Below are 13,249 nucleotides of genomic sequence, written 5' to 3' on the forward strand. Positions count from 1 at the left end.
GGTGCCTTGAGTCAACCGGCGCCCATCGGCAGCGGTTGCCCCTTGGCATTGGCCAGCAGCGCGGCGGCCAACCGGTCGCGTTCACGGGCATAGTCGCGGGAGATATCAGGCCCGCGCTGCCGGGTGGCCCATTGCGGATCGGCCAACAACGCGGCCCCTTGCGCCTCGGGCAGGTGACGACCTCGGATCAGGTCGGACAATCGCTCGGCCAGCACCAGGGTGGGTGCCTGCAAGTCGCCAGCGGTGGCTGCCGGCATCAGCGAGGCGTCCACCACACGCAGCCCGTCGACCCCGCGTACCCGGCCATCCGGGAAGGTCACCGCGGCGGCGTCGCTGCCCATGCGGCAGGTACCGCAAGGGTGGTAGGCGCTTTCGAGCTTCTGCTTGAGAAACGCATCGATGGCGGCATCGTCCTGCACCGCCGCGCCTGGCGCCAGTTCCCGGCCCCGATAGGGCGCGAAGGCCGGCTGGGCGAAGATCTCCCGTGTCAGGCGCACGCACGCCCTGAACTCCGCCCAATCATCGGCATGGGTCATGTAATTGAAGCGTACCCGCGGCATGCTCTGCGGGAGGGCGTCACGCAGCCTGACCCAACCCCGGCTCTTGGAGCGCTTGGTGCCCACATGCACCTGGAAACCATGCCCTTTGGCAAGCGTCTGCCCATCATAGGAGATGGCCAACGGAAGGAAGTGAAACTGGATGTCCGGATAAACGATACCCGCCCGGCTACGAATATGTCCGCCGCTCTCGAAGTGGTTGGTCGCCCCGAGCCCGCGCCGGGTGGCGAGCCACTCGATCCCGATCCTGGCCTTGCCCAGCAGGCTCTGGGTAGGGAACAGGCTGACCGGTTGGGTGCACTCCATTTGCAGGTAGAGTTCCATGTGGTCCATCAGGTTCTCACCCACTTCAGGCGCGTCGTGAATCACCGCGATGCCATGCTGCGCCAGCTCTTGCGCCGGGCCGATGCCTGACCGCTTGAGAATCACCGGGGACATGATGGCGCCCGCCGACAGAATCACCTCCCGCGTGGCCATGGCCCTGGCGGGCTTGCCGGCCACCGAGAACACCACGCCACTGGCGCGCTGGCCTACGAACATCACCCGGTCGACCAGGCCGCCCTTGATCACACGCACATTGCCGCGGGCGATGGCTGGCCGCAGATAGGCACGCGCAGCGCTCATGCGACGTCCGTCGCCGACGTTCATCTCCATCGGGCCGAAGCCCTCGTGCTGGCGACTGTTCATGTTGTCGCTGACGGCGTACCCCGCCTCGTTGCCGGCTTCGACGAAGGCCTGGTAGAGCGGGTTGGTCTGAAGCCCCCGGCTGATGCGCATCGGCCCCTGGGTCCCGCGTAGCAGCCCACCGCCCTCGACGTTTTCCAGGCGCTGGAAGTAAGGAAGCACGTTCGACCAGCGCCAGCCCTCGGCCCCCAGCGCTTCCCACAGTTCGTAATCCATCGGGTTGCCGCGCACCCAGCACATCCCGTTGATCGACGAGGAGCCGCCAAGCCCCTTGCCACGGGGCAGGTTCACCTGTCGGCCATCCAGGCCAGGCTCCGGCTCGGTCTTCATGCCCCAGTTGAAGCGCTTGGTGTTCATTGGGATCGATAGCGCGGCGGGCATCGACACGATGACCGAGTTGTCACTGCCACCGGCTTCGATCACCAGTATCTGCACACCAGGGTCTTCGCCAAGGCGATTGGCCAACACGCAGCCGGCGGCGCCGGCGCCCACGATGATGTAGTCATAGCGCCCTTCGTCGTGCGGGCTGGAAAACGCTGTTTGCTCAGGATTCGACATGGTACTGATCCCCACCGTCGTATAGCTGGAGACAGACCCGCCCACCTCGCGCGGCAATGCCGGCCCAAGGCTCGGGGTCTGGGTTGGGTTGAAGGCGTGGCGGCGTGGCCTGGGCTGGCTAGCCGACGATCACGTAGAACTTGAGCATCGGCACTGGTTGGCGCCAGGTGCCACGAAAGCCCTTGGGCACCAGGAAGGAGTCACCTTGGGTATAGGTTTCGCAGAAGCCTTCCGCCTCCAGCGTGACCTCGCCCTCCAGCACCACCATGAACTCGTCGGCCGGGTAGCTTTCGTAGCGCTCGGTATACGGCTCGCAGCGCCAGATACCCGATTTCACCGGCGGTTCGCCACGGCTGAAGTAGGCATGGTCAAGGCCCATCGGCCGGCCTTCGATGAGCTCGGCATGCTCAAGGGCTTGGTTCGGCAATTGTTGCCAGCCTGCGGGACCAGTGGAAGAAAAACGGATCGGAAGGAGCATGATGGAGCCTCGGATTTGCGTGTTGAGATTGACAGTCAGGCTAGGGTCGGGCTTCCATGCAGACAAGTGACAAGATTTCTGCCTGCGTCACCTCAGGTTACGGAGCCACCTCCTTGAGAAAGCACCAGTCCCTGACCGCGCTACGAGCCTTCGAGGCCGTTGCCCGGCTCAACAGCATTTCGTGCGCCGCACAAGAACTGCATGTCACACGCCCCGCAGTGTCCAAGCAGGTTGCGCAACTGGAGAGCGACATGGGCTGCCCCCTGCTGCTGCGTACCGGCAATGTGATCCGCCTGACACCGGCCGGTCGCGAGCTGTTCGTGGCCCTGCAACAAGCCTTCGAGCTGATCCAGCTGACCACCGATACCATCAGTCGCCGGGCACGCCAGGGCGAACAGCTGAGGGTGCTGGTATGCCGTGACTTCGCCTCGAGCTGGCTGGCCGGCCAGGTCGGAAAATTCCTGGTCGCCAACCCTGGAATTTCCGTGGAGATCACCGCAGAGAAAAACGCGACCTTCCGCCTCGACGAAGATTTCGACTTCCGTATTTTCTATGGCATGCATGGCGCCAAGGTCGGTGGCGGGCTGGAAGCGTCCGAGCTGTGCCGCTGGATCGATCTGCTGGTCTGCACCCGCGACTTCGCCCAGACCTACCTAGGCGAAGGCCGCAAGCCTTGCGATGCGCCGTACCTGATCGATGCCAACTACGACATCTGGGATGAATGGTGCGCCCTGACCCGGCTCGACCCCGGCGGCGCACGACGCCAGCAGACGATGTTCAACGAAACCACCCTGTGCCTGTCCGTCGCGGCATCTGGGGGTGGCCTGACCATCGGCGACAGCTTCCTGGCCATGCCTGCCATTCGCGCAGGTGAGCTGATCGTGCCCTACCCACTCGGCCTGGTTAGCGCGCAGAACTACACCCTCTTCAAACCCAAAAGGCCAAGTTCCCCCGCGAGCCAAAAGTTTGAAATCTGGCTGCGTGGCGCGATAGAAAGCTACCAGGTGGGTGTGCGCCAAACGCTGACAGAACAGGGCATTCAGGTCATGGAACGTCAACGGATTTGCGCTATGGGGCGTTAGCGGTCGGGGCTGCTATCGACCCATAGCAGCTATTCAGGGCAAGCCATATACCCTGTGTTTATCCAGCCACTTCAACAGGAATTAAATCAGACCGGCCGGTACTCAACCGTCAGATGGTTGATTTCGTGAACCGGTTTGAGCCGTTCACGAATGGTGTCGGCGTTCGCAGTGGCATCACCAAGGACGCTTACGATAGCTGCATGGGCTTGTGGTCCAACCCGCCAGACATGCAAGTCCGTGATAGTGACATCCCCCTGTCTCTCAACCAGTTCGCGGATCTCCAAGGCGACGTGTTCATCTGTCTGATCCAGCAGTACTCCTGCGGTGGCCCCCATCAAGGTCCATGCCCAGCGCGCAATAACTACGGCGCCGACAATCCCCATGACCGGGTCCAGCCACACCCAGCCGAGATACTGGCCGGCGAGCAATGCAGCAATAGCCAGAACGGAAGTCAGCGCGTCCGCAATGACGTGTACGTAGGCCGATTTCAGGTTGTTGTCGTTACCGTGATGGGCGTGGGCATGGCCGTGATCATGATCGTGATCGTGATCGTGCCCATGACTATGCCCGTGACCTAGCAGCAGGGCACTGACAATGTTGACGATCAAACCGGCAATCGCGATGAGCGTCGCGGGGCCGAACTGAACTTCTGTTGGCTGCATGAGGCGCATGACAGACTCAACGCCCATTCCCACTGAGACCATTCCGAGAATCAGCGCCGAGGCGAATCCGCCCAAATCTCCAACCTTACCGGTACCGAAACTGTAGCGCTGGCTGGAAGCGTGGCGTTTTGCGTATACATAAGCTGCCGCTGCGATGCCCAATGCGCCGGCATGAGTTGCCATGTGAAAGCCATCAGCCAGTAACGCCATCGAGCCCGTGATATAGCCAGCGGTGATCTCACCAACCATCATCACAACGGTCAGCGCCACAACCCAAAGCGTACGTTTGGCATTTTCGTCATGTGCTGAGCCAAGGAACACATGATCGTGAGCGTAATTTATGTTCGTGCTAGTCATGAGCGTGATCCTGGATGCGTTCACTTGGAGTAACGGCGAATCGCTTCAAGAAGCTCCTCGACGCCTTTGTTACGCTCTTCTTCGCTGAGAGCAGGGTTCGCGACATGCTCCCGCGCGTGATCTTCGATGATTTCCTCCATCAAGCCATTGATAGCTCCGCGAGTAGCGGCAACAAGGTGCAGTGTTTTCGCGCAATCAAGGTCCGACTCCAATGCCCGCTCAACGGCTTGGATTTGTCCGGCGATACGTTTCACGCGTTTGAGCAGATCGTCTCTGTTTGCTGCAATGTGGCCCATGGGATACCCCCCCTACCTATACTCCCTGCATGATAGGTATACCCCCTATACGTATGCAAGGTTTAGCAGATGGAAGGCTTATCTACACGTCCTTGCGGGTGGAGTGACTTCATTTTCGAGGGTAAAGCGAGGGGTTTGGAGGGGCCGCCTCTCGCCGATTACTACCCCCTTGCGACAGGCCGCTTTGGGTCGAAAGCAGCCGGTCACGACAGACCACTTTCGACCCATTGCAGACACTCACGGAAAGGAGTACTGCAAACCGAGGCCTCCGATCGCCATTACTGCTGGCTCTGGCTTGACAGCACTCTTCATATTCACTGCAATGAAATGCGTTTAGGGGACGAACCAAGGAACCAGCCATGGGCAAGACGCCATCCTGTTCCCGGGGGACATCCTCCGTGCCTCGGTTTTCATTCCGGTGGGCTTGTTTCTGGTCTGCCTTACATTTTGGTTGGTTGAAGACCGCTTGGACCGCTTGGGCTTTGTAGTTCACGCCCAACGCGCCCGAGGCAATGTCAGCGCTGTGAACGCGGGCGGCAGTCATCCACAAATCGACTTTAGGGACGCCACTGGCAGAGTGATCAGCTCACCCGAAACTGGGTTGATGTTCGGCTACGCCATAGGCGACCGGGTTAACGTGTTGTACCGCCCTGAAGCGCCCGCTACGACCGCACTCATCGATGACCGAGGCGCGCTGTGGGGCGCGAGCCTGCTGGCCGGTCTGTTCGCTTGCGTATTCGCGTTGGGAGGTAGCCGCTACCACCTGGCCGCATGGATTTACCGACGCCGGATGGCGCAACCAGTTGAAATGGGTTGCGACCACCGCCGGCCTTTGGGTAGTGCGCCTCAATCAATGCCACCAATCAGCTCCACGGCAGCATCTGCTCCATCTCGGCCATGAAACGCTCGCGAAGGGTTTGCTTGCGCTTACCGGCGTTACTCGAAATCGGAAAAGCTCATCTGACTCATGAGACGGAGGGCTTGTAGAGGGCAGTGGACGGAGGGCTATTTCAGCACAGGTCAGACGGCCTGTGCTGACTTGATTGGAGAATCCCTAAGCTTCAACGATATACATAATGGAAAATGGTTAGAGCAATGAGCAGTACCATTTGGATGACTAACATGCTCACCAATAATCGTCTCATGTTGGGCGGAAAACGTTTAACTTCATTTAAGTCAATCAAGCCTCTGCGCAAAAAGATTGACGGTATCGCCAGCACCAAAGAGATCGACCCCGTGCGCATGACTTTGCCCAGTAAGCCTGCATGCTGGAATATTTTTTTATTGCCGGCCACGTACGTACAGTTCGGGAGTAACGACTCAAAGTGCTCAGTGTATTTATGTGCGATGTAACACAGCACGATCATAGACAGAACTATGGGCGCAAGGATCAACAGCGCAATCAATCCAGGGTCAACTGCATTCACTCCGATACCTCACGATATAAAAAATCACCCACCATCTCACCTCCCCAGCTCCCGATGTCTCCGAAGATTTTACCGCCAACTGCACCGCCTACCACAGCACAAACCAGCGCTCCAGGGCCGCCTGTAGTAACCCCCAGAACGACTACACAAGCACCAGCTCCTGCCATACCTCCCGCATACCCACCGAGGCTGCCACCTCCCAGGCCACCTATCAACGCCGAGCTTTCAACATATTTGGCGCGGCGGCACTGGTCCTCCCGGCCCATTGTGCAGGCTTTATGAATCGACAAGCCTGTGGCAGCCACATCCAGCGCAGTACCGATATACGTGCCTTTCTTGACCAAATTCGACGCTTTGGCAACACCAGATACCTTGTCGGCATAACCGGCGATCTCGCCTGAGTGGAGGTAGCTGCGGGTCGAGATGCCCAATGCCTGCTTGACCTTTCCTTGGTTACGTAACCCTGAACCGTACGCGGCGAAGTTTCCCAGCTGCTTTTCGAGCTTCATGAACAAAGCGGTGCGCTTGGCATAAAACGCGTCGCGGGCACTCAAGGTGCCAGAGCCGAGGTACTCGCGATGTAATTTCTCGATCTCCTCAAGTGTGTCCTTGATATTTTGCAGATGCCTGCTCCAGCCTTCACCGACTGCACCAACTCCCATTGAAGCGTTGGCAAGAACGCTTTGCAGCAAGTCGAAGTGCTCCAGGAAAAAATCATCCGCGTCCACCCCACTTGTAAGCAAGCCAGCGTGCACCTGAGCAGCCTTGGCCATGAGGAAAGCTTCGTGGCTGGTGCAAGAGGGTGTATCGGGGTCGCCGACGATCACCAGCTCCCCGCCCATAACCACACTGTTGGCAATGTGCGCATTCAGAACATCGAATTTGCCCTGAGCATGCCCCGATACCGGTGTGCTGGCCTTCAAAGCGTGGTAGGACTGGGTCCTGGAGTTGATGAAGCTGCGTGCCTCACTCATCGTCTTACCTCACGCATACTTCTTATTGTTGATCCGGTCCCAGCCCCCCGTCACATTCCCTCCAGCGCTACCATCAGTTCGTTTCTGCCGGGTGTAGGTGGTCTTGATGCGTCCGTAGTTCAGCTGAACGACCTCGATAGGAACGCCCGAGCCGGCGTTCTGCGAGTAGTCGGCAATGATCACTTCTTCCAAGACAACTTCGTAGTACTTCAGCTTGTCTGTGCCTGCCCGGCAAAGCACGAGCTTCACTTCTTTCAGATGTTGGCCCGCACAGCTTGCTTCCAGCAGCTTGCAACTCGCGCTGTCGAGAAACTTAGTGAAGGTGAAATTGGTCAGGATCGTACGATCCGGATGTCGCACCGCCAGAAGAGCTCGCGGTGGCAGATGTGCTTTGATTGACGGCGAAATTGTAGCTATTGATCTCGATCCAGTTGGTGTACTGCTCATCCAGCGCTTCGCCAGGGATACCGTCGATTTGGATGTAGGCATCGAAAGCCATATTTACCGCTCCTTGGTAATGGTTGGAATAATTCTCGAAGGAAGAGTGTGACACTTATATCAAAAAAAAGTTTCTGGGCACGTTATGGGTTTTCCGATCAAGTCAGCACAGGCTGACCTGTGTTGGGATAGCCCTTCCTAGGAATTGGGGGACGCTAGCGCACGATCCGCGCAATTTACTACCTGCTGAGAGAGGATTAGAAAGCCTTGGAGCGATGCGTAGCCTATTACTGGAGTAGTTGCCCCGCGTCAGAAAGGCCCAAACGTCCTGGGAGTGCTTCTTCATGCCGAAGATCTTGCACGGCAATGTGATAAGTGACCCGATGGCGTAAAGCCACATGCCAAGAAGCACGATTGCTACAAAGTCCATGGTGTTTATATCTCCTGGGGCTACCGTAAGGGGCTGGCAGTGGAATTCGTTTACCACGAGGGCAGCTTTGGGTCGATAACAGCCTATCGCGCCCTTCTACATCAACCGGGCGGAGCAGCCGGGCGCCTCAAGTTGCTTGGCCACTTTCATTGCCAGTTCGACAAAGGCTCTCGCTGCAGCCGTTTGATAAACCCCTTTTCGTTGCATCAGAACAGCAGTGCGCTGCAAGCGCTGCTGGTCAAGCTCGATAGCGACCAACTGCTCGTGAGCCTGGGCGATGGTGGCCGGCAACAAGGTCGAGAGCTTGGTCCTGCTGACCACTTCGATAAGCGCACTGATGGTATTGGCTTCCACTTGTACGTGAGGCCGAATGTTGTGCTGGCGGCAATAGCTGTCGATCTGCTCACGCGTGGCAAATTCGGCGCTCAAGAGTATCAGCGATTCTGAGTTCAACGCCTCCACGCCAATACTGGCCGTCGTGGCGAGGGGATGCCGCTTGCCTACCACCAGCGCGAGGGTTTCGACCAGGAGCGCTTGGGCCTCCAGGTCCAGATGATGGCCGTTGTCGAACGCTATGCCCACATCAACCTCGTCGGCCAACAACAATTCCTCCATCGCCTCTTGGGCGATCTCTCGCACCACCAGCGTGATGTTCGGGTAGCAGCCATGGAACGCTTCAACCAGCGGGCCAACGAGATAGCTGGTGAATGTCGGCGTTACCCCCACCCTAAGTGACCCGCGGCTCAGATCGCCGAGGTCATCAATGGCTCGTTTTGCCTCCTGCAGTTCCTGCGCGGCCCGCTTGGCATAGCGCAGATACACCTCGCCGGCATCCGTCAGCCGCGTGGTGCGGCCGGAGCGATCGAACAAGGTTGTGCCGAGGCTCTCTTCCAGCTGCCGGACCTGCTGCGACAAGGCCGGTTGAGACACATGCAGCGCCGCTGCGGCGCGGGTGAAACTGAGATGGTTTGCCACTGCGATGAAGTACTGGATGTGTCGGGCAAGCATGGACGCACCTATAAGATTATCTGATCTATTAGATCATAAATCAGACTTTTACCTTATTGAAAGGGCTGCGTAACCTTTGCTTCAACACATCGCGTCATTCAAGGAGTCAACCATGAAAGACATCATCGACGGGTTTCTGAAGTTCCAGAAAGAGGCCTACCCCGAGCGCGTCAAACTGTTCAAGGACCTGGCCAGCCAGCAAAGCCCACGTGCCCTGTTCATTTCATGCTCCGACAGCCGCCTGGTGCCGGAGCTGGTCACCCAGCGTGAACCCGGAGACCTGTTCGTCATCCGCAATGCAGGCAACATCGTGCCGTCCTACGGCCCCGAGCCTGGAGGCGTATCGGCCTCGGTGGAATACGCCGTGGCGGCCCTGCAGGTTTCCGACATCGTCATCTGCGGCCACTCCGATTGCGGTGCCATGACGGCCATCGCCACCTGCAAGTGCCTGGACCACATGCCCGCAGTGGCCGGCTGGCTGCGCTACGCCGATTCCGCACGAGTGGTAAACGAAGCCCGCAACCATTTCGGCCCGCAGGCCAAGGTCGAGGCCATGGTGCGCGAAAACGTGATCGCCCAGCTTGCCAACATCCAGACCCACCCCTCGGTGCGCCTGGCCCTGGAAGAAGGCCGCGTGACATTGCATGGCTGGATCTACGACATCGAAAGCGGGCTGATCGAGGCCTTCGATGGCGGTACAGGCACATTCGTATCCCTCGCCCACAACCCCGAAGTACACGCCGTTTCCCATCAACCCAAGCGCGTTGCCTAAGTATTTTTCAACCAAGGAGAAACACCATGATCCAATCGCAAATCAGCCAGAACACCCGCCTTGCCCTGAGCGAAGTCATCCTTCTGGCCAAAGCCCGCAAAGACCTGTCGTTCTCCCAGATCACCGAAGGCACCGGCTTGTCCGAAGCGTTCGTCACCGCAGCACTGCTGGGCCAGCACCCGTTGCCGGCGACCGCCGCCCAGGTGGTGGGTGACAAGCTCGGCCTCGACGCTGACGGCATCGCACTGCTGCAGACCGTGCCACTGCGCGGCAGCATTCAAAATGGCGTCCCGACCGACCCGACCATCTACCGCTTTTACGAGATGTTGCAGGTGTACGGCACCACCTTGAAGGCGCTGGTTCATGAAAAGTTCGGCGACGGCATCATCAGTGCCATCAATTTCAAGCTGGACATCCAGAAAGTCGAAGACCCCGAGGGTGGCTCGCGCGCGGTGATCACCCTGGATGGCAAATACCTGCCCACCAAACCGTTCTGATCTGGCTGCAACACATGGGCTCGGCCGCAATGTTGCGGCCGAGCCACAACCTGAAGGTGATCAAAATTGAAAGCGTTGTTCGCATTGATACTAGGCGGGCTGTGTAACGTGGCGATGGCGACCGAAGTCGAGCAACAGGTCGAGCAGGCACCGGTTGAACAATACAGCTACTCCCGGCACCTCGATATCGCTCGCGTCATTTCCATGAGCCAGGTACCTGATGTCTGCGAGGTGGTACCCGCTCGCATGACGTACGAAGACTCCCAAGGCAATGAGCATGTGCTTGAGTACCGCGTGATGGGCAATGGTTGCTCGAATAACTGAGCCCGGCCTTCGCAGCGCGGCAGCACTCTATATGAGGACTGAAGTTGATGGACCTTATCTTTCGCAATGTACGCATTGACGACGCCCAACCACTGGTAGATGTGGCCGTGCAAGCAGGCAAAATCGCCGACATCGAGCAGCACATCGCCACCACCGCAGCGCACGAAATCCAAGGCGACGGCAAAGTGCTTGTTGCCGGGTTTGTCGAGGGCCACCTGCACCTGGAAAAAGCCAACGTGATGCACCGCAAGGCCAACCGTTCCGGCACCTTGAAGGAAGCGATCGCCGTCACCGCCGAACTGAAGCCCACACTGACCCGTGAGGATATCCGCGAACGTTCGATCCAGGTGCTGCGCGCACTGGTTCAGGCCGGTACCACGCATGTACGTGCCCATGCCGAGTTCGACCCCGCCCAAGGCTTCACCGGGCTCGAAGTGGTGCTGGAGTTGCGCGAGCAGTTCCGAGAGGTGATCGACATCCAGGTCGTGGCCTTTCCGCAAGAAGGCATTCTCAAGCTGCCTGGCATGCAGGCCATGATGGCCCAGGCAATGGAGATGGGCGCCGATGTGGTGGGCGGCATTCCCTACAACGACGTGTCGCCGCTGGAGCACATTGATTTCGTCTTTGACTTGGCCAAGCGCTACGGCAAAGACATCGACTTGCACCAGGACTTCGCCGATGACGCCGAGCACATGACCATCGAGTACGTGGCACGTCGAACCATTGCCGAAGGCTACCAAGGACGGTTCTGCGTTGGGCATCTGACCAGCCTGGCCGCTGCCTCGCCAGCGCGACAGGCACAAGTGATTGCGTTGCTACGTGAGGCCGACATCAGCGTGATGTGCCTGCCCGCCACCGACCTGCACCTGGGAGCTCGGGGTGACAGTCACAATGTCAGACGCACCCTGACACCGGTGCGTGCACTGCGCGACGGCGGTGTCACGGTTTGCCTGGCCACCAACAACATCCGCAACGCATTCACACCGTATGGCACTGGCGACCTGCTGCACATTGCGCAACTGGCCATTCCCGCGTGCCACTTGGGCGGCGCGGATGATCAGGCCACCGTGTTGTCGATGCTCACGACCAACCCTGCCAAAGCGTTGGGCTTGAAACGCCATGGTTTGGCGGTGGGCAATGATGCCGACCTGGTGATGGTGGATTGCCGGGCTGTGGCCGACGTCATTCTCGACCTGCCGACACGGCTGATGGTACTCAAGCGCGGCAGCGTGGTGGCAACCGCTGAGCACCGCAGGTCAGTCGCATTCTGAGGCCATCGGGGAGTGTTCCAGGGCATGCTCATCCTGCGTCTCCCAGCCCATTATGCGAAGCCTTTTCGACCCATCTCCGATACTGGCGAGTACGAACGGCCATGGAGAGCTGTTGCAAGATCAGCGCGCGTACTGGTGAAACACTCGGGTCGGGCTTTTTAGCTCGGCTGAGTTTGCGCAATTGGTACTTCACTACTGCCATGTTCGCCAAGGCTGCCAGGGCTTTGTTTTTCCAGGTGATCGGCGGCAATTGCGGGGCATTTTCCTTGCCTTGCAGCCAGTCACGAGGCAAATGCGGATCGATGGCCAACGCGGTTCCGATGCCCACCATGTCCACACCACGCTGCACGACGCTTTCGGCCACCGGGCGGCGACGTATACCGCCGGTGACCATCACCGGCATCCTGGCGACGGTCTGGATCTCACGGGCGAACTCGACGAAATATGCTTCGCGAGCCAGGGTACGGCCATCGCGCGCTTCACCTTGCATGGCCGGTACTTCGTAACTGCCTCCCGACAACTCCACCATATCCACGCCCAGGTCGTTGAGCCACCCAACTACCCTTTTCGCGTCATCGGCGCTGAAGCCTCCGCGCTGGAAGTCAGCCGAGTTGAGCTTGACCGCCACTGCAAAATCCGCAGAAACCACAGCCCTGACCGCCTTGACGATTTCGAGCAACAGGCGTGCCCTGTTTTCCAGAGCCCCGCCCCACTCGTCCGTCCTCTGGTTGGTCAACGGCGACAGAAACTGGCTCAGTAAATAGCCATGGGCAGCGTGGATTTCCACGCCAGTGAACCCTGCGCGCTCGCCGAGGCGTGCGGTATTCGCAAAGCGCTGGATAACCTCTTCGATCACGCCAGGGGTCATTGCATACGGCGTGACAAAATGCTTGGACATCTTGCCAAGCTCCAGCGGCACTGCTGAAGGTGCCCAGGTTTTTTGCCCAAGGTTGGCCTGCATCTGCCGGCCTGGGTGATTGATCTGCAACCAGAACTGCGCGCCGCCGGATCGCCCCACACGCGCCCAGCGCTTGAATTTGTGCAGTTGCTGGTCGTCCTGCAACACCACGCCACCCGGCCCGGTCATCGCGCGGCCGTCGACCATCACGTTGCCGGTGATGATCAGGCCGGCCCCACCGTCGGCCCATGCTTGATAGAGACGCATCAGTGCTTCGGAAGGCGCCTGATCGGCGTCCGCCATGTTCTCTTCCATGGCGGCTTTGGCGATTCGGTTCTTGATGGTCGAACCGTTGGGAAGCATCAGGGTGTCGAATACGTTCATGGGCAGTCCTCAACTGAAGATGAGGCCACCTTAAGATTAAAGTAAACTTTAAGGTCAACAGCTTTTTCAGGTTCATCGCACCAGCCCCTGGCAAGCTCGCTACCTGATCGACATGTATACCCTGATCCTGGCCGACAGCTGTCTTGCCAGCC

General features: G+C 59.0%; 13 protein-coding genes and 3 pseudogenes. 6 read left to right on the forward strand and 10 right to left on the reverse strand.

Features of this window, described 5'->3' with window-relative positions; all coding sequences use genetic code 11:
* Positions 1 to 11: 11 nt before the first annotated feature.
* A complete protein-coding gene (locus PP4_RS18405; protein WP_016500689.1) occupies positions 12 to 1,799 on the reverse strand; it encodes a choline dehydrogenase in 1,788 nt (595 codons plus the stop codon).
* Positions 1,800 to 1,917: 118 nt separating this feature from the next.
* Positions 1,918 to 2,277 carry a cupin domain-containing protein gene (locus PP4_RS18410; protein WP_041167805.1) on the reverse strand — a complete coding sequence of 120 codons (360 nt, stop codon included), beginning with the start codon at positions 2,275 to 2,277 and terminating at the stop codon, positions 1,918 to 1,920.
* Between the two features lie 113 nt (positions 2,278 to 2,390).
* Between PP4_RS18410 and PP4_RS18415 the strand changes: the two genes are divergently transcribed.
* Complete coding sequence (locus PP4_RS18415) at positions 2,391 to 3,359, forward strand: LysR family transcriptional regulator (RefSeq protein WP_016500691.1); 969 nt, start codon at positions 2,391 to 2,393, stop codon at positions 3,357 to 3,359.
* Positions 3,360 to 3,445: 86 nt separating this feature from the next.
* Here PP4_RS18415 and dmeF read toward each other — a convergent pair whose 3' ends face one another.
* Together dmeF and PP4_RS28130 are read right to left on the reverse strand one after the other, a co-directional pair.
* Entirely contained in the window at positions 3,446 to 4,378 is a 933-nt protein-coding gene (gene dmeF, locus PP4_RS18420; RefSeq protein WP_016500692.1) for a CDF family Co(II)/Ni(II) efflux transporter DmeF, read from the reverse strand.
* A 20-nt stretch (positions 4,379 to 4,398) separates the two neighbouring features.
* On the reverse strand, positions 4,399 to 4,674 hold the full coding sequence (locus tag PP4_RS28130) for a metal/formaldehyde-sensitive transcriptional repressor (protein WP_016500693.1): 276 nt from the start codon (positions 4,672 to 4,674) through the stop codon (positions 4,399 to 4,401).
* 359 nt (positions 4,675 to 5,033) lie between these two features.
* Between PP4_RS28130 and PP4_RS29725 the strand changes: the two are divergent.
* Positions 5,034 to 5,473: pseudogene (locus PP4_RS29725) on the forward strand (DUF3592 domain-containing protein); the annotation flags it as partial.
* A gap of 1 nt (position 5,474) precedes the next feature.
* On the opposite strand, the pseudogene PP4_RS28945 reads toward PP4_RS29725, so the two are convergent.
* The 5 genes and pseudogenes from PP4_RS28945 to cynR all read right to left on the reverse strand — a co-directional run.
* A pseudogene (locus tag PP4_RS28945) lies at positions 5,475 to 5,643 on the reverse strand (IS5/IS1182 family transposase); the annotation flags it as partial.
* A gap of 92 nt (positions 5,644 to 5,735) precedes the next feature.
* Positions 5,736 to 6,101, reverse strand: coding sequence for a hypothetical protein (locus PP4_RS18430; RefSeq protein ID WP_041167808.1), 366 nt, complete (start codon positions 6,099 to 6,101; stop codon positions 5,736 to 5,738).
* Positions 6,098 to 7,075 carry a hypothetical protein gene (locus PP4_RS18435; protein ID WP_016500694.1) on the reverse strand — a complete coding sequence of 326 codons (978 nt, stop codon included), beginning with the start codon at positions 7,073 to 7,075 and terminating at the stop codon, positions 6,098 to 6,100. The genes PP4_RS18430 and PP4_RS18435 overlap by 4 nt, the downstream gene beginning before the upstream one ends.
* A gap of 9 nt (positions 7,076 to 7,084) precedes the next feature.
* Positions 7,085 to 7,574, reverse strand: a pseudogene (locus PP4_RS18440) (Hcp family type VI secretion system effector).
* A gap of 465 nt (positions 7,575 to 8,039) precedes the next feature.
* Positions 8,040 to 8,951: a transcriptional regulator CynR gene (gene cynR / locus PP4_RS18450; RefSeq protein ID WP_016500697.1), complete on the reverse strand. Its 912-nt coding sequence runs from the start codon at positions 8,949 to 8,951 to the stop codon at positions 8,040 to 8,042.
* A 112-nt stretch (positions 8,952 to 9,063) separates the two neighbouring features.
* Here cynR and PP4_RS18455 point away from each other — a divergent pair, with 112 nt between their 5' ends.
* The 4 genes from PP4_RS18455 to PP4_RS18470 all read left to right on the forward strand — a co-directional run bounded on the left by PP4_RS18455 (position 9,064) and on the right by PP4_RS18470 (position 11,815).
* Positions 9,064 to 9,723 carry a carbonic anhydrase gene (locus PP4_RS18455; protein ID WP_016500698.1) on the forward strand — a complete coding sequence of 220 codons (660 nt, stop codon included), beginning with the start codon at positions 9,064 to 9,066 and terminating at the stop codon, positions 9,721 to 9,723.
* Positions 9,724 to 9,749: 26 nt separating this feature from the next.
* Entirely contained in the window at positions 9,750 to 10,220 is a 471-nt protein-coding gene (gene cynS / locus PP4_RS18460; RefSeq protein ID WP_016500699.1) for a cyanase, read from the forward strand.
* A 66-nt stretch (positions 10,221 to 10,286) separates the two neighbouring features.
* Positions 10,287 to 10,544: a DUF2790 domain-containing protein gene (locus tag PP4_RS18465; RefSeq protein WP_016500700.1), complete on the forward strand. Its 258-nt coding sequence runs from the start codon at positions 10,287 to 10,289 to the stop codon at positions 10,542 to 10,544.
* A gap of 47 nt (positions 10,545 to 10,591) precedes the next feature.
* Entirely contained in the window at positions 10,592 to 11,815 is a 1,224-nt protein-coding gene (locus tag PP4_RS18470; RefSeq protein WP_016500701.1) for an amidohydrolase family protein, read from the forward strand.
* A 28-nt stretch (positions 11,816 to 11,843) separates the two neighbouring features.
* Here PP4_RS18470 and PP4_RS18475 read toward each other — a convergent pair whose 3' ends face one another.
* Positions 11,844 to 13,097 carry an NADH:flavin oxidoreductase/NADH oxidase family protein gene (locus tag PP4_RS18475; RefSeq protein WP_016500702.1) on the reverse strand — a complete coding sequence of 418 codons (1,254 nt, stop codon included), beginning with the start codon at positions 13,095 to 13,097 and terminating at the stop codon, positions 11,844 to 11,846.
* Positions 13,098 to 13,249 lie beyond the last annotated feature (152 nt).

Source organism: Pseudomonas putida NBRC 14164, assembly GCF_000412675.1.
Taxonomy (GTDB): Bacteria; Pseudomonadota; Gammaproteobacteria; order Pseudomonadales; family Pseudomonadaceae; genus Aquipseudomonas; species Aquipseudomonas putida.

Bases quoted from the DNA above. Each gene is read 5' to 3' on its own strand.
- PP4_RS18435 (WP_016500694.1), bottom strand. From the start codon at position 7,075: ATGAGTGAGGCACGCAGCTTCATCAACTCCAGGACCCAGTCCTACCAC.
- PP4_RS18410 (WP_041167805.1), bottom strand. From the start codon at position 2,277: ATGCTCCTTCCGATCCGTTTTTCTTCCACTGGTCCCGCAGGCTGGCAA.
- PP4_RS28130 (WP_016500693.1), bottom strand. From the start codon at position 4,674: ATGGGCCACATTGCAGCAAACAGAGACGATCTGCTCAAACGCGTGAAA.
- PP4_RS18405 (WP_016500689.1), bottom strand. From the start codon at position 1,799: ATGTCGAATCCTGAGCAAACAGCGTTTTCCAGCCCGCACGACGAAGGG.
- dmeF (WP_016500692.1), bottom strand. From the start codon at position 4,378: ATGACTAGCACGAACATAAATTACGCTCACGATCATGTGTTCCTTGGC.
- PP4_RS18455 (WP_016500698.1), top strand. From the start codon at position 9,064: ATGAAAGACATCATCGACGGGTTTCTGAAGTTCCAGAAAGAGGCCTAC.
- cynR (WP_016500697.1), bottom strand. From the start codon at position 8,951: ATGCTTGCCCGACACATCCAGTACTTCATCGCAGTGGCAAACCATCTC.
- PP4_RS18470 (WP_016500701.1), top strand. From the start codon at position 10,592: ATGGACCTTATCTTTCGCAATGTACGCATTGACGACGCCCAACCACTG.
- cynS (WP_016500699.1), top strand. From the start codon at position 9,750: ATGATCCAATCGCAAATCAGCCAGAACACCCGCCTTGCCCTGAGCGAA.
- PP4_RS18475 (WP_016500702.1), bottom strand. From the start codon at position 13,097: ATGAACGTATTCGACACCCTGATGCTTCCCAACGGTTCGACCATCAAG.